The 14,552-nt window shown below is 60.4% G+C and carries 12 protein-coding genes; 9 read left to right on the top strand and 3 right to left on the bottom strand.

What is annotated here, in order from left to right; translation table 11 throughout:
• Positions 1-28: 28 nt before the first annotated feature.
• Positions 29-2,923, bottom strand: a complete 2,895-nt coding sequence (locus A7D21_RS24550) for a ribonucleoside-diphosphate reductase subunit alpha (RefSeq protein ID WP_053257578.1) — start codon at positions 2,921-2,923, stop codon at positions 29-31.
• Between the two features lie 797 nt (positions 2,924-3,720).
• Between A7D21_RS24550 and A7D21_RS24545 the strand changes: the two genes are divergently transcribed.
• Positions 3,721-4,446 (top strand): response regulator, encoded by a 726-nt coding sequence (locus tag A7D21_RS24545; RefSeq protein ID WP_053257577.1) that lies wholly within the window; start codon positions 3,721-3,723, stop codon positions 4,444-4,446.
• Complete coding sequence (locus A7D21_RS24540) at positions 4,443-6,053, top strand: ATP-binding protein (protein WP_069552880.1); 1,611 nt, start codon at positions 4,443-4,445, stop codon at positions 6,051-6,053. Before A7D21_RS24545 ends, A7D21_RS24540 begins: the two co-directional genes overlap by 4 nt.
• A gap of 81 nt (positions 6,054-6,134) precedes the next feature.
• Here A7D21_RS24540 and A7D21_RS24535 read toward each other — a convergent pair whose 3' ends face one another.
• Positions 6,135-6,851 (bottom strand): 4'-phosphopantetheinyl transferase, encoded by a 717-nt coding sequence (locus A7D21_RS24535; protein ID WP_069552879.1) that lies wholly within the window; start codon positions 6,849-6,851, stop codon positions 6,135-6,137.
• A gap of 136 nt (positions 6,852-6,987) precedes the next feature.
• Between A7D21_RS24535 and A7D21_RS24530 the strand changes: the two genes are divergently transcribed.
• Genes A7D21_RS24530 through A7D21_RS24520 form a run of 3 tightly spaced genes read left to right on the top strand, consistent with a single transcriptional unit; the run spans position 6,988 to position 9,335 of the window.
• Positions 6,988-7,296 (top strand): hypothetical protein, encoded by a 309-nt coding sequence (locus A7D21_RS24530; RefSeq protein WP_053257574.1) that lies wholly within the window; start codon positions 6,988-6,990, stop codon positions 7,294-7,296.
• Positions 7,297-7,314: 18 nt separating this feature from the next.
• Entirely contained in the window at positions 7,315-7,992 is a 678-nt protein-coding gene (locus tag A7D21_RS24525) for a response regulator (RefSeq protein WP_017138377.1), read from the top strand.
• The gene (locus A7D21_RS24520) at positions 7,989-9,335 is read left to right on the top strand and encodes an ATP-binding protein (RefSeq protein WP_069552878.1); all 1,347 of its coding nucleotides are present in this window, start codon (positions 7,989-7,991) and stop codon (positions 9,333-9,335) included. The genes A7D21_RS24525 and A7D21_RS24520 overlap by 4 nt, the downstream gene beginning before the upstream one ends.
• A 125-nt stretch (positions 9,336-9,460) precedes the next feature.
• Here the strand turns inward: A7D21_RS24520 and A7D21_RS24515 are convergent, their stop codons facing one another.
• The gene (locus A7D21_RS24515) at positions 9,461-10,459 is read right to left on the bottom strand and encodes an AraC family transcriptional regulator (RefSeq protein WP_053257572.1); all 999 of its coding nucleotides are present in this window, start codon (positions 10,457-10,459) and stop codon (positions 9,461-9,463) included.
• A 344-nt stretch (positions 10,460-10,803) separates the two neighbouring features.
• Here A7D21_RS24515 and A7D21_RS24510 point away from each other — a divergent pair, with 344 nt between their 5' ends.
• The 4 genes from A7D21_RS24510 to A7D21_RS24495 all read left to right on the top strand — a co-directional run bounded on the left by A7D21_RS24510 (position 10,804) and on the right by A7D21_RS24495 (position 14,489).
• Positions 10,804-12,138, top strand: a complete 1,335-nt coding sequence (locus A7D21_RS24510) for a dicarboxylate/amino acid:cation symporter (protein ID WP_053257571.1) — start codon at positions 10,804-10,806, stop codon at positions 12,136-12,138.
• Between the two features lie 142 nt (positions 12,139-12,280).
• Positions 12,281-13,267, top strand: a complete 987-nt coding sequence (locus tag A7D21_RS24505) for an XdhC family protein (RefSeq protein WP_053257570.1) — start codon at positions 12,281-12,283, stop codon at positions 13,265-13,267.
• The gene (locus A7D21_RS24500) at positions 13,267-13,851 is read left to right on the top strand and encodes an NTP transferase domain-containing protein (RefSeq protein ID WP_053257569.1); all 585 of its coding nucleotides are present in this window, start codon (positions 13,267-13,269) and stop codon (positions 13,849-13,851) included. The genes A7D21_RS24505 and A7D21_RS24500 overlap by 1 nt, the downstream gene beginning before the upstream one ends.
• 200 nt (positions 13,852-14,051) lie before the next feature.
• A complete protein-coding gene (locus tag A7D21_RS24495; RefSeq protein ID WP_069552877.1) occupies positions 14,052-14,489 on the top strand; it encodes a cupin domain-containing protein in 438 nt (145 codons plus the stop codon).
• Positions 14,490-14,552 lie beyond the last annotated feature (63 nt).

Genomic DNA, 14,552 nt, shown 5'->3' with positions numbered 1-14,552 from the left:
TTAACGGGCTTTTCAATAACCGCTCAGCTTATTGGCAAGCTTCGCAATCCGGCTCGTCAATCGCGCAAGCCTTTGGTACTGGCGCCGGGCCGGCTGGAGCAGCCAGAACCGAATCATCACCGTGGTTGCCGCTGGAAACAGCGTTCAGCTTGCCGGTGTTGATGGTCGACTTCTCGGTGCTGGTCGCGGCCAGGGCACGGAGGTAGTAAGTGGTTTTCAGGCCACGGTACCACGCCATGCGGTAGGTCACGTCGAGCTTCTTGCCCGATGCGCCGGCGATGTACAGGTTCAGCGACTGAGCCTGGTCGATCCACTTCTGACGGCGGCTGGCGGCGTCAACGATCCACTTGGTGTCCACTTCGAAAGCGGTCGCGTAGAGCTCTTTGAGTTCTTGCGGGATGCGTTCGATCTGCTGCACGGAACCGTCGTAGTACTTCAGGTCGTTGATCATGACCGAGTCCCACAGGCCGCGGGCTTTAAGGTCGCGAACCAGGTACGGGTTGATCACGGTGAATTCGCCCGACAGGTTCGATTTCACATACAGGTTCTGGTAGGTCGGTTCGATCGACTGCGACACGCCAGTGATGTTGGCGATGGTGGCGGTCGGCGCGATGGCCATGATGTTGGAGTTACGAATACCTTTCTGCACACGGGCACGTACCGGTGCCCAGTCCAGGGATTCGTTCAGGTCAACGTCGATGTACTTCTGGCCACGTTGCTCGATCAGGATCTGTTGCGAATCCAGCGGCAGGATGCCTTTGGACCACAGCGAGCCCTGGAACGTCTCGTAGGCACCACGCTCATCGGCCAGGTCGCAGGAAGCCTGGATCGCGTAGTAGCTGACCGCTTCCATCGACTTGTCGGCAAACTCGACGGCTGCAATGGAACCGTAAGGAATGTGCTGCAGGTACAGCGCGTCCTGGAAGCCCATGATGCCCAGGCCGACCGGACGGTGCTTGAAGTTGGAGTTCTTCGCTTGTGGCACCGAGTAGTAGTTGATGTCGATAACGTTATCGAGCATGCGAACGGCGGTGTTCACGGTGCGTTCCAGCTTGGCGGTGTCCAGCTTGCCGTTGGTGATGTGGTTCGGCAGGTTGATCGAGCCCAGGTTGCAAACGGCGATCTCGTCCTTGTTGGTGTTCAAGGTGATCTCGGTGCACAGGTTCGAGCTATGGACCACGCCCACGTGCTGCTGCGGGCTGCGCAGGTTGCACGGGTCTTTGAAGGTCAGCCATGGGTGGCCGGTTTCAAACAGCATGGAGAGCATTTTGCGCCACAGGTCTTTGGCCTGGATGGTCTTGAACAGCTTGATCTTGCCCGGGTACTGGGACAGGGCTTCGTAGTACTCGTAACGCTCTTCGAAGGCCTTGCCGGTCAGGTCGTGCAGGTCCGGTACTTCGGATGGCGAGAACAGGGTCCACGGGCCGTCATCGAAGACGCGCTTCATGAACAGGTCCGGGATCCAGTTGGCGGTGTTCATGTCGTGGGTACGACGACGATCATCACCGGTGTTCTTGCGCAGCTCGATGAACTCTTCAATGTCCATGTGCCAGGTTTCCAGGTAGGCACAGACAGCGCCTTTGCGCTTGCCGCCCTGGTTGACCGCTACGGCGGTGTCGTTCACCACTTTCAGGAACGGTACTACGCCCTGGGACTTGCCGTTGGTGCCCTTGATGTACGAACCCAAGGCACGCACCGGGGTCCAGTCGTTGCCCAGGCCGCCAGCGAATTTGGACAACATGGCGTTGTCGTGGATCGCGTGGTAGATGCCCGACAGGTCATCCGGCACGGTGGTCAGGTAGCAGCTGGACAGCTGTGGACGCAGGGTGCCGGCGTTGAACAGGGTCGGCGTCGACGACATGTAGTCGAAGGACGACAACAGGTTGTAGAACTCGATGGCACGGTCTTCTTTGTGCTTCTCTTCAATCGCCAGGCCCATGGCCACGCGCATGAAAAACACTTGCGGCAGTTCGAAGCGGATACCGTCCTTGTGGATGAAGTAACGGTCGTACAGGGTTTGCAGGCCCAGGTACGTGAACTGCTGGTCGCGCTCGTGGTTGATCGCCTTGCCGAGTTTTTCCAGGTCGAAGGTGGCCAGGATCGGGTTCAGCAATTCGAATTCGATACCCTTGGCGATGTAGGCAGGCAGGGCCTTGGCGTACAGGTCGGCCATTTCGTGGTGGGTGGCGCTGTCGGCGACGCCGAGGAAGCCCAGGCCTTCGGCACGCAGGGTGTCCATGAGCAGGCGCGCGGTCACGAACGAGTAGTTCGGCTCACGTTCAACCAGGGTACGGGCAGTCATCACCAGCGCTGTGTTGACGTCGGTCAGGGCTACGCCGTCGTACAGGTTTTTCAGGGTTTCGCGCTGGATCAGGTCACCGTCGACTTCTTCCAGGCCTTCGCAGGCCTCGGTGATGATGGTGTTCAGGCGGCCCAGGTCCAGCGGCGCAAACGTGCCGTCAGCCAGGGTGATACGGATCGAGGGGTGAGCTTGCACGGCCGCTTCTTCAGCCGGGGTGCGTACGGCGCGTTCCTTGGAACGGGCGTCACGGTAGATCACGTAGTCGCGCGCCACTTTCTGCTCGCCGGCACGCATCAGGGCCAGTTCAACCTGGTCCTGGATTTCTTCGATGTGGATGGTGCCGCCCGAGGGCATGCGACGCTTGAAGGTTGCGGTGACTTGTTCGGTCAGGCGGGCAACGGTGTCGTGGATGCGCGACGAGGCAGCAGCGGTGCCGCCTTCAACTGCAAGAAACGCTTTGGTGATGGCGACGGTGATTTTGTCATCGGTGTAAGGAACGACAGTGCCGTTACGCTTGATCACGCGCAATTGGCCAGGTGCGGTGGCGGACAGATCCAGGTTCGAATCAGCGGCCTGCGGCACGGAGCCCTGCGGGTTCTCGCGAGTTGTGTCGGTTTGCATGGGGGGTTGTCTCCACATTCTATATTTATTTGGGCACCATCACGGTGCCCACCGTTCCGTCCTGAAGCACTTACAACAGGCCTTGGCCTGGCATAACAACTTCGGGACAGGAGGAAGGGAGCTCATCGCGCCGCTTCCATGCCGAAGTCTTCGGCTCGGGCCATTAAAGAACCCTGCGCCGTATTCCTGTTGGGTGACAGTTGCTCGCTCCAAGCACTGCAACACCCGTACCGTTTTTCGCCCTTGTGGCGGGAAAACGGCTGCCATCCGCGTGCGCGGTTTGGGCTTTCAAAAAATGCGTTGGTTCAACCAAACGGGAGCAAGAAAGCACTTGAGTTTCTTGTCTGATCTGTGTTTGGTTTTTCGCTTGAAACCCTACATGTAGGGTTTTTTTAGCGCCGAGGTACAAGATAATGCGTTTTGGGGGTCTTAGCAACGCACTACCTGTGGATAACGCTGTGGGTAAAATGTGTATGAAACATGGAACGCCCGTGTAGGCCGCAGTGCGGCTGGATTGCGCCGTTTGTCACTGAATATTCCAAGGTAAAAACAGCTGATTGGAATTTTGGGGGCGCGAACCCTATCACAAAAAAACGCGATCACCGAATGGATTTCCCGGCTTGTGCTGGAGGGCTGGCCCGTGGCTACAATCGGCCTACTGACAGTCAGTGTTATGCCCGCACAACATTACAAACAGGCTATGACCGGTGAACATCAAACTGGGCGAACAGGCAAGCCAGCCCACCGATTTGATCGCCGTGTCATGACCACTCTCTAGAGCGCGACGAGGATCACCCGTGGAGCAAGAAGCCTGGCAAATATTGATTGTCGAGGACGACGAGCGATTGGCCGAGTTGACCCGTGAATACTTGGAGAGCAACGGCTTGCAGGTGTCGGTGGAGAGCGATGGCGCCCAGGCCGCGGCGCGCATCATCGCCGAACAGCCTGATCTGGTGATCCTCGACCTGATGCTGCCGGGGGAAGATGGCCTGAGCATCTGCCGCAACGTCCGCGAGCGCTATGACGGTGTGATTCTGATGCTCACTGCGCGCACCGACGACATGGACCAGGTGCTTGGCCTGGACATGGGCGCCGACGACTATGTGTGTAAGCCCGTGCGCCCGCGCTTGTTGCTGGCACGTATCCAGGCCTTGCTGCGGCGCAGCGAGCCCGCGGAGCCTGCTGCCGTGGAAAACCAGCGCCGCCTGCAATTCGGCCCATTGGTGGTGGACAACGCCCTGCGCGAAGCCTGGCTGCATGAGGGCGGCATCGAGTTGACCAGCGCCGAATTCGACCTGTTGTGGCTGCTGGTCGCCAATGCCGGGCGCATTCTGTCGCGCGAAGAAATCTTTATCGCCTTGCGCGGTATTGGCTACGACGGCCAGGACCGCTCCATTGACGTGCGTATCTCACGCATTCGACCGAAGATCGGCGACGACCCGATCCACCCACGGCTGATCAAGACCATCCGCAGCAAAGGCTACCTGTTCGTCCCCGAAGCCGCTGCCGATATGCCGCTGTGAACTCGATCTTTCTGCGCATCTACGGCGGCATGTGCGCGGCCCTGGTGTTAGTGGCGTTATTGGGCGTGCTGGCCTTGCACCTGCTCAACGAAGTGCGCAGCGGCCAGTACCGTGAGCGCCTGGCCCACGGCACTTTCGCGTTGATGGGCGACAACCTGCAGCCCATGAGCCCGATCGAGCGCCAGCGTGCCCTGGCGGTGTGGGAACGCTTGTTGGGCATTCCCCTGGAATTGCGCCCGCTGGCCGACGCGCAGTTGGACCTGGGCCAGCGCACTCGCCTGCAACGCGGCCAGGTGCTGGTGGAGCAGACCGGGCCGCATGCGGCGCGCGTGCTGCGCCTGGTCAGTGAGCAGTCGCAACTGGTACTCAGCGGCGAAGTCCAGCAGATCAGCGAACAACTGGCCCGCGCGACTATTTACCTGCTGGCGGACGAACTGGTGCGCTTCCCGGTCGCCGAGCAGCCGCAGAAACTGGCCGATATCAAGGAAGCCAAGGGTTTTGGTTTTGACATGCACCTCATGACCCTGGACGCGGCCGACATGGACGACGACCAGCGCCGTCGGGTGTCGGAAGGCGATACGGTGATGGCGTTGGGCAAGGGCGGCGATTCAATCCGCGTGTTTGCCGGCATGGTCGGTACGCCGTGGGTACTGGAAATCGGCCCGCTGTATCAAATGAGCCCTTACCCGCCGCAATGGCTGATCCTGATCGCGCTGATCAGCCTGACCCTGATCGGCCTGATCGTCTATTTATTGGTGCGTCAGCTTGAGCGACGCCTTAAAGGCCTGGAAGCGGCGGCCACCCGCATCGCCAAAGGCAACCTTGAGGTGCGTGTCCCGGCTCGGGGTGCCGACTCGGTGGGGCGCTTGGCCGCGGCCTTTAATGGCATGGCCGAGCACTTGCAGCAATTGCTGGCGATCCAGCGCGAGCTGGTGCGTGCGGTGTCCCACGAGCTGCGCACCCCGGTGGCACGCCTGCGCTTTGGTCTGGAGATGATCGGCGATGCCGCCACTCCCGAGGCGCGGCGCAAATATCTGGAAGGCATGGACAGCGATATCCAGGACTTGGATGGCCTGGTCGACGAAATGCTCACCTATGCCCGCCTGGAGCAAGGCGCACCGGCGCTGAATTTCCAGCGGGTCGACCTCAATGCGTTACTGGATCAGGTGATCGGCGAATTATCGCCACTGCGCCCGCAGGTCAACGTCGCCCGGGGCATCTGCCTGTCTTCGGCACATTGGGATGACGCCTGGGTCGACGCCGAGCCGCGCTACTTGCACCGGGCCCTGCAAAACCTGGTGAGCAATGCCATGCGCCATGCCCAGGGCCAGGTGTTGATCAGCTATCAGGTGGGCCAGGTGCGTTGTCGCATCGATGTGGAAGACGACGGCCCCGGTGTGCCGGAAAGCGCCTGGGAGCGGATCTTTACGCCTTTCCTGCGTCTGGACGACAGCCGCACCCGTGCATCGGGCGGGCATGGCCTGGGTTTGTCGATTGTGCGACGGATTATCTATTGGCACGGCGGACGGGCGTTGATCAGCAAGAGCAACAATTTGGGCGGGGCGTGCTTTAGCCTGAGTTGGCCGCGGGATCAGGATAAACCCTGACACTGCTGTCGCGGGCAAGCCCACGCCCACCGTTGGAATGCATTCTCCTGCGGGCGCTGGCTTGCCTGCGATAACGCTGGATCAGGCGCTGATAGCCACCAGGCTCAACAACTGCTCCCCATCCACCACAAACTGCGCCTCCAACTCCGTGCCATGGCACCACTGTGCAGACAAATCCGTCAGCAACCGCAGCCGCACATACCCGGCCGCCGACCACTCCAGCACCTCGGCATGCTCGAAGTAAAAGCGCTTCTGCACGATCGGGTAGAGCGCCTTGAACAGGCTTTCCTTGACCGAAAAGGTCAGCGTTACCAGTAAGGCGATCTGCTCGCGCGGCAGCGCGGCCATGCGCTGCAATTCATCGGTGGTGAGAATTTCCCCGGCCAGGCGCTCCGCGCGTTCCAGTGTCAGCAGATTCTCCAGGTCCATGCCCAGCCCGCGCCATTGTGCCTTGTGCCCGACTATCGCTGCCGCATGCCCAGTGCTGTGGGTGATCGAGCCGCTGATATGCCCGGGCCACACCGGCGCGCGGTCTTCGCCGATGGCCGGTACGCAATCGAGCTGATCAAGCTGTTGCAATGCCGCGCGGGCGCACAGGCGGCCGGCGAGGAATTCTGCCTGGCGCTTGGCCACCGAGCGCTGGATGCTGGGCGGCGGCGGCACGGCACTGCGCTGAAAATCGTCGGCGATCAATAAGGCCGGGTCGAATCGCGTGCTGAGGAACACCGTGCCTGGTAATGGAACGGGCAGCGGCCAGTGGGCATCGAGTGGGGTGCAGCAAGCGGGTAAGGGCGTCATGTGCGGTATTTTGCCGAGTTGGCACGCCAGTGGATAGCCCGCAACGGTTCAGGCCAGGTTCAGAGCCTGTTCAGGGGGAGTTCAGGGGCGCCTGCGTAGTCTGGCTTCAACAGCCAAACGCGTAGAGGTAAGCACCATGACTGTGATCAAAAAGCTGATGTTGGCGTTAACCATGCTCAGTGCTACAGCCGGGGTCCAGGCTTCGGACGGCGCATTTGCGGCATTTGGTGGCGAAAAAACCAAAAAATCCAGCAACCTGATCCATCGTGTCAGCTTCGACGACGCGGGCAGTCAGGCCGCGCCGTGGGGGCAGTTTCTGGGGCAAGTCACGCCGCAGCCCGCTTATCGCACCGGCTACACACACCTGACGGGCCAATACAATGGCATTAAACTGCGCCCGCAAGACTTGCAGGGCCGCTATGATATTCCCCTGTCGGACAGTTGAATCGCCTTGGAGAGCCTTATGAAATTGCTGGTCGTGGAAGATGAGGCGCTGCTGCGTCATCACCTGTTCACTCGCCTGACTGACAGCGGTCACGTGGTCGAAGCCGTGGCCAATGCCGAGGAAGCCCTGTACCAGACCGGGCAATTCAACCACGACCTGGCGATTATCGACCTGGGCCTGCCCGGCATGGGCGGCCTGGACCTGATCCGCCAACTGCGCAGCCAGGCGAAGACCTTCCCGATCTTGATCCTCACCGCGCGCGGCAACTGGCAGGACAAGGTCGAAGGCCTGGCCGCCGGCGCCGACGATTATGTGGTCAAGCCGTTCCAGTTCGAAGAACTGGAAGCGCGGATGAACGCCTTGCTGCGCCGCTCCAGCGGGTTTACCCAGTCGACCATCGTCGCCGGGCCGCTGCTGCTGGACCTGAATCGCAAGCAAGCCTCCCTGGATGAGCAACCGCTGGCGTTGACTGCCTACGAGTATCGGATTCTCGAATACTTGATGCGTCACCATCAGCAGGTGGTGGCCAAGGACCGCTTGATGGAACAGCTCTACCCCGATGACGACGAGCGTGATCCGAACGTGATCGAAGTGCTGGTCGGGCGCCTGCGCCGCAAGCTGGAAGGCCCGGCCGGGTTCAAGCCGATCGACACCGTGCGTGGCCTGGGCTACCTGTTCAATGAGCGCTGCCGTTGATTCGCTCGCTACGTGTGCGCTTGATGCTCGCGGCCACCACCCTGGCCGTGCTGTTTATGCTGGGCTTGTTGCCGGCCATGCAAGGCGCGTTCAGCCTGGCGCTGCAGGATTCCATCGAGCAGCGCCTGGCGTCGGACGTCACCACCCTGATTTCCGCCGCGCGGGTCGAAAACAACCGCCTGCTGATGCCGGCGCAGTTGCCGGACGAGCGCTTCAACCTCACTGACAGCCGTCTGCTCGGTTATATCTACGACCGAGAAGGCCATCTGGTGTGGCGCTCACGGGCGACCCAGGAAGAGAACATCAACTACAAGCCGCGCTATGACGGGCGTGGCAACGAGTTTGCGCGTATCCGCGAAGCCAGTGGCCAGGAGTTCTTCGTGTATGACGTGGAGGTCAAGCTGTTGGGCGGCAAGAGTGCGGCGTTCAGTATCGTGGCGTTGCAACCGGTGCGCGAATACCAATTGACCCTTGAAGGCCTGCAGGAAAACCTCTACCTCGGGTTTGGCGCGGCCTTGCTCGTATTGCTGACCCTGCTGTGGCTGGGCCTGACCTGGGGCTTGCAAGCCCTGCGGCGCCTGAGCCAGGAACTTGACCAGATCGAAGGCGGCACCCGCGAAAGCCTGACCGAAGAACACCCCCGCGAACTGCTGCGCCTGACCGGCTCCCTCAACCGTTTGCTGCACAGCGAGCGTGAGCAACGTGCGCGTTACCGCGATTCCCTCGACGATCTGGCCCACAGCCTGAAAACCCCGCTGGCCGTGCTGCAGGGGGTGAGTGAAGACATGGCCCAGCGGCCGGAGGAGCGTGGTCAGGCCTGGGTCTTGCAATCGCAGATCGAACGCATGAGCCAGCAGATCGGCTATCAATTGCAGCGCGCCAGCTTGCGCAAAAGTGGCCTGGTGCGTCACCAGGTACGTCTTGAGCCAGTGTTGCAAAGCCTGTGTGACACCCTCGATAAGGTTTACCGCGACAAACGCGTCACCGTGTCTTTTGACTTGCCGCCGGAATGCGATGTACCCATCGAGAAGGGCGCCTTGCTCGAAATGCTCGGCAACCTGCTGGAAAACGCTTATCGCCTGTGCCTGAGTGAAGTGCGCATCAGCCTGGTGGAAAACCTCGAAGGCACCGAGTTGTGCATTGAAGATGACGGCCCAGGCGTGCCGCCCGATCAGCGTGCGCGGATTCTGCAACGGGGCGAACGGCTGGATCGCCAGCACCCGGGGCAGGGCATCGGCCTGGCAGTGGTCAAGGACATCATCGAAAGCTATGGTGCGCGCCTGACGCTTGGCGATTCACCGCTGGGTGGCGCGGCGTTCCGGATTCACTTCCCGGGTATTTGATGTGCAGCGGCTCTACCAGCCTCATCGCTGGCAAGCCAGCGCCCACATTTTGAAGGTATTCACCCATTACAGGTGGGAGCCGGGCTTGTCCGCGATGAGCCCCGCCCCGCCCAGCTAATACCCCGCTAGCTTTCCTGTGCCCGATACGCCCCTGGCGTCAGCCCCGTCCACTTCTTGAACGCCCGATGAAACGCTGACGGTTCGGAAAAACCCAGCTGCTCGGCGATCGCCTGCAAAGACAAATTTGCGCGGCCCAAATGGTAGATGGCGATGTCTCGGCGCAACTCATCCTTGAGCGCCTGAAAGCTGGTGCCTTCTTCACGCAAATGCCGGCGCAGGGTTTGCGCGCTGATGTGCAGGTGCTGCGCGACAGCTTCAAGGTCAGGCCAAGGGCTGCGGTCGCGGCTGAGCAAACGGCGTAACTGGCTGCTCAAGCTGTCGCCTTCATCCGGCCGCGACAGCAGGTCGGCGGGGGAGCGCTCCAGAAAGTGCTTGAGGGTCCGCTCGTCCTGCAGCAACGGCAGGCTCAGGTAGCGACTGGGAAACACCAGGCTGCTGCGCGGCGCACCGAAGACCTGAGGGCAGGGGAAGAGCAGGTCGTATTCGCCGGCATGGGTCGGCATTGAGTAGCTGAACGTTGCCTGATGGAGCCGGATGCGCTGGCCGATCAACCAACTGCCCAGGCGATGCCAGATCACCAGGAGGCATTCGCTGAGGAAGTGGTCCGGGTCCCACAGTTGCGAATCGTCCAGGCTCAAGCGAGCCATCTCGCCTTCTTTTGTCAGCTGCCAGCGCGGACCCTGTGGGAATAGGCTATAAAATAATAAACCGCGTTCCAGAGCCTTCTCCAGGGTGCGGCAATGAATCAGCGCGTGGCACATCATGGCGAAGGTGCCGCGCTTACTCGGGCCTTCGGCAAACCCCAGGTATTCGTCGTCCAGCGCCAGCCAGAGCATTTGCAGGAGCCGGGTGAATTGTTCCGGGGCGATTCGGGCGCGGGGTTCGGTGAGCAGCTCCGGCGTGATGCCCACCTGCAGCAACAAACCCGAATAGTCGTAACCCGCCCGGCGCGCACCGCCGAGGGCGGCTCGGGCGTAGTGGCTGGCGATGGTACGTTCACGCATGTGAGGGCCTCGTCCATGGAGTGACGGATGTTAGTCATCACCGAGCGGGGCGACAAGGCGGATATCCGCCAAATTGTAGGACGGGATTTGGTGAGTGGGCGGATTTCCGCCACGTTATGCGCGGCCCTGGCGAGGCCATGAAAACCCCCAGCCCTGATGTCTAAAGGCCTTCAGGGATTTTAAGCAAAGTGGCACGACGTTTGCGATAAGGATTACAGCGCAGGCTTGTTCCTACAGACCCGGCCTCGCAAACAACAAATCCCTCCAGTGCAGGAGGGTTCGCAATTCAAGTGTCGTTGGCAATGGCGGATCTTTGCCACACGGTGCGATTGAGGAACTTTGCAATGACGACTCGTCAGCCAATCTACAAATCCCTGTATTTCCAGGTGATCGTTGCAATCGTTATCGGTATTTTGCTCGGTCACTTCTACCCGCAGACCGGCGTGGCCCTCAAGCCACTGGGTGACGGCTTTATCAAGCTGATCAAAATGGTCATTGCCCCGATCATCTTCTGCACCGTTGTCAGCGGCATCGCTGGCATGCAAAGCATGAAATCGGTGGGCAAAACCGGCGGCTACGCGCTGCTCTACTTCGAAGTGGTCTCCACCATCGCCCTGCTGATCGGCCTGGTCGTCGTCAACGTTGTGCAACCGGGCGCCGGCATGCACATCGACGTAGCGACCCTGGACGCCTCTAAAGTCGCGGCCTACGTGACCGCTGGTGCAGACCAGAGCGTGGTTGGCTTTATCCTCAATGTGATCCCGAACACCATCGTCGGTGCCTTCGCCAACGGCGACATCCTGCAAGTGCTGATGTTCTCGGTGATCTTCGGTTTCGCCCTGCATCGCCTGGGTGCCTACGGCAAGCCGGTGCTGGACTTCATCGATCGCTTCGCCCACGTGATGTTCAACATCATCAACATGATCATGAAGCTCGCCCCCATCGGTGCCCTGGGCGCCATGGCGTTCACCATCGGTGCCTACGGTGTAGGTTCCCTGGTGCAACTGGGCCAGCTGATGATCTGCTTCTACATCACCTGCATCCTGTTTGTGGTGGTGGTGCTGGGCGCCATCTGCCGCGCGCACGGTTTCAGCGTGTTGAAGCTGGTTCGCTACATCCGTGAAGAGCTGTTGATCGTACTGGGTACTTCCTCCTCCGAATCCGCACTGCCACGCATGCTGATCAAGATGGAGCGTCTGGGCGCGAAGAAATCCGTAGTAGGCCTGGTGATTCCGACGGGCTACTCCTTCAACCTCGACGGTACTTCGATCTACCTGACCATGGCTGCCGTGTTCATCGCCCAGGCGACCGACACCCACATGGACATCACCCACCAGATCACCCTGTTGCTGGTGCTGCTGCTGTCCTCCAAAGGCGCTGCAGGCGTGACCGGCTCGGGCTTCATCGTGCTGGCCGCGACCCTGTCGGCCGTTGGTCACCTGCCGGTTGCCGGCCTGGCGCTGATCCTGGGTATCGACCGCTTCATGTCCGAAGCCCGCGCACTGACCAACCTGGTGGGTAACGCCGTTGCCACCATCGTTGTGGCCAAGTGGGTCAACGAACTGGACACCGACAAGCTGCAGAGCGAGTTGGCATCCGGCGGTACCGGCATCTCCGACACCCGTCCGGAAGATGACCTGGGTGTGGCCGAAGGTCCTGCGCCTGCTGCAGTGAAGTAACAGGTTGATGGCGTGAACTGACGCCGAAGCCACTCACAAACGCCCCGACTTGTTCGGGGCGTTTGCGTTTGTACCCGATCACTTTTGGAATCTTTTGCTTTACAGTCAATCAATAGCTCTTCAATAACGCGGCGGAGGTTGGATGGATAGCGTGGATCTGAATGTCCTGCGCAGCGTGCTCCAATGGCGCCGCGCCGGGCAGCGAGTGCTGTTGTACAGCGTGGTTCAGACTTGGGGCAGTGCACCGCGTCCACCGGGGGCGATGTTGGCCTTGCGCGGCGATGGTGTGGTGATCGGATCGGTGTCCGGCGGTTGTATCGAGGATGACTTGATTGCGCGGTTGCAGGACGGCCGCTGGGTGGATGACGGCCCGCCGGTGCAGTTGGTGACCTACGGCGTTACCCGCGATGAAGCGGCGCGTTTTGGCCTGCCGTGTGGCGGCACGTTGCGCTTGACGGAAGAGCGGGTGGACGACTGGCGTTGGGTCGCTGAGCTGCTGCAGCGTTGCGAAGCGCATGAAATCGTCGCCCGCGAGCTGGACCTGGCCACCGGCCACGTGAGCCTGGGTGCGGCGAGCAAGACCGACACGGTGACGTTCGATGGCGAACGCTTACGCGCTATCTACGGCCCACGCTGGCGCTTGTTGTTGATCGGTGCCGGGCAACTGTCGCGTTATGTGGCCGAGATGGCGCGCTTGCTGGATTTCGAAGTGCTGATCTGTGACCCGCGCGAAGAGTTCGTCTACGGCTGGGAAGAACAACATGGCCGCTTTGTGCCCGGCATGCCGGATGAGGCGGTATTGAATATCCAGACGGATGAGCGCACGGCCATCGTCTGCCTGACTCACGACCCTCGATTGGACGATATGGCGCTGCTGACGGCGCTGAACTCATCGGCGTTCTACATTGGCGCCCTCGGTTCGCGGGTTAATACGCAGAAACGTCGGGAAACCCTGGCCGCGCTGGGTTTGTCGGCGGAGGCGATTGCACGTCTGCATGGGCCGATCGGTCTGCATATCGGTAGCCACACACCGGCCGAAATTGCCTTGTCACTGATGGCGGAAATTGTCGCGATCAAAAATGGCGTGGCACCGGTGCAGAAGAAACCGCTGCCGGTGGCGGCTGAGTAATGGTTACGGCGATTGTGCTGGCAGCGGGGCAGGGCAGCCGCTTTCGTGCTGAAGCCGGCGTTGATCAGGATAAGTTACTGGCCCGTTGCGTGGGGCGCGATGGCGTGACGCGGCCGGTCATCGAGCAAGTGCTGATGACCTTGCCTGAGCGTGTCGTAGCGCGGTGGGTGGTGACCACGCCAGAGCGGCTTGAAGTGATTCGCCTGGCGCAGCTCTACGGGTGTGAGGTGTTGTTGCTGCATTCATCCGGCATGGGCGACAGTATTGCGGCAGCTGTCGCGGCCAGCGCTGCGGCTGAGGGGTGGCTGATAGTGCTGGGAGACATGCCGTTTATCTTGCCTTCCAGTATTGAGCAAGTGATCGCCGCGCTGGAGGAGGCTGACATCAGCGCGCCTGTGCATTGCGGTCAGTATGGGCATCCCGTCGCGTTTGGACGTTCGTTCGGCCCTGCTTTGATGGCGCTGACCGGAGACCGTGGGGCCAAGCCGCTGTTTGCCAGTGCGGGCCTGCGAGAAGTTGCCGTCGATGACCCAGGGATCCTGTGGGATGTAGATGTGCCCACGTTGTTGCACTACGGGATGTGATCGACAGTGGCGTTTGTTTTTTCCTCTTCTAGACTTCCAGGTGACTAATGAAGCGGGCCGCTGGCAAGCTCTGTTATTAGTCATACTTCCTGCCGTCAGTTCAGAGGCGGAAAGCTTTTATTGTCTGACTGTCCAGGGTCTGAAGTGGCAGTATTTCCCCGTTTAGGCTGAGGCGTAATTAATTTACGGTGAGTGCCTTCATGACAAAAATTAAAGTAGCTATCGCAACCCTCATGCTCTCTACGGCGGCATGGGCTTATATACCGCCCCCGGAACCGAACGACCCTATTTCTGAGCCCGTCTCTGCTCTTGTGTGGAAGGAGGTTCCGGGTAGCCAGGGGATTTATTATGCCAATGTGAAAGGCGATCTCTTGGGCAATGGGCCTTATGAGGCCTTCGTAAGGTTTCCCGGTGGCAGAGATAATCCTTACCATCGTCACACGCAAGCGCTGCCGACAGTGGTGCTTCAGGGGACGTTCTACGCAATTATCGACGGCAAAACAGTTGACTATCCCCCAGGCTCTTATTACTGGCTGCCTGCGGGGCTAAAGCACTTCAGTGGGTGTAGAGCGGGGCCGGATTGTTTGCTTTTTCAATACCAGATCAATCGTTTCGACTTGGTGCCTGTGAATAAGTAGTGCCTGTCGCTCAGTCGCGTGATCAACCCTTGCGTGCATTAGAGCAGTAGCCAAAAAAAAAGG

The sequence above is a fragment of the Pseudomonas sp. AP19 genome, assembly GCF_001728855.1.
Lineage (GTDB): Bacteria > Pseudomonadota > Gammaproteobacteria > Pseudomonadales > Pseudomonadaceae > Aquipseudomonas > Aquipseudomonas fluorescens.
Note: the sequence above shows the minus strand (reverse complement) of the source record. Positions and strands in the feature narration are given on the sequence as shown.

What these genes read in the sequence shown, in the direction of transcription:
- A7D21_RS24510 (WP_053257571.1), top strand. Translation starts at nt 10,804, where the DNA reads ATGACGACTCGTCAGCCAATCTACAAATCCCTGTATTTCCAGGTGATC.
- A7D21_RS24500 (WP_053257569.1), top strand. Translation starts at nt 13,267, where the DNA reads ATGGTTACGGCGATTGTGCTGGCAGCGGGGCAGGGCAGCCGCTTTCGT.
- A7D21_RS24505 (WP_053257570.1), top strand. Translation starts at nt 12,281, where the DNA reads ATGGATAGCGTGGATCTGAATGTCCTGCGCAGCGTGCTCCAATGGCGC.
- A7D21_RS24525 (WP_017138377.1), top strand. Translation starts at nt 7,315, where the DNA reads ATGAAATTGCTGGTCGTGGAAGATGAGGCGCTGCTGCGTCATCACCTG.
- A7D21_RS24550 (WP_053257578.1), bottom strand. Translation starts at nt 2,923, where the DNA reads ATGCAAACCGACACAACTCGCGAGAACCCGCAGGGCTCCGTGCCGCAG.
- A7D21_RS24515 (WP_053257572.1), bottom strand. Translation starts at nt 10,459, where the DNA reads ATGCGTGAACGTACCATCGCCAGCCACTACGCCCGAGCCGCCCTCGGC.
- A7D21_RS24530 (WP_053257574.1), top strand. Translation starts at nt 6,988, where the DNA reads ATGACTGTGATCAAAAAGCTGATGTTGGCGTTAACCATGCTCAGTGCT.
- A7D21_RS24495 (WP_069552877.1), top strand. Translation starts at nt 14,052, where the DNA reads ATGACAAAAATTAAAGTAGCTATCGCAACCCTCATGCTCTCTACGGCG.
- A7D21_RS24535 (WP_069552879.1), bottom strand. Translation starts at nt 6,851, where the DNA reads ATGACGCCCTTACCCGCTTGCTGCACCCCACTCGATGCCCACTGGCCG.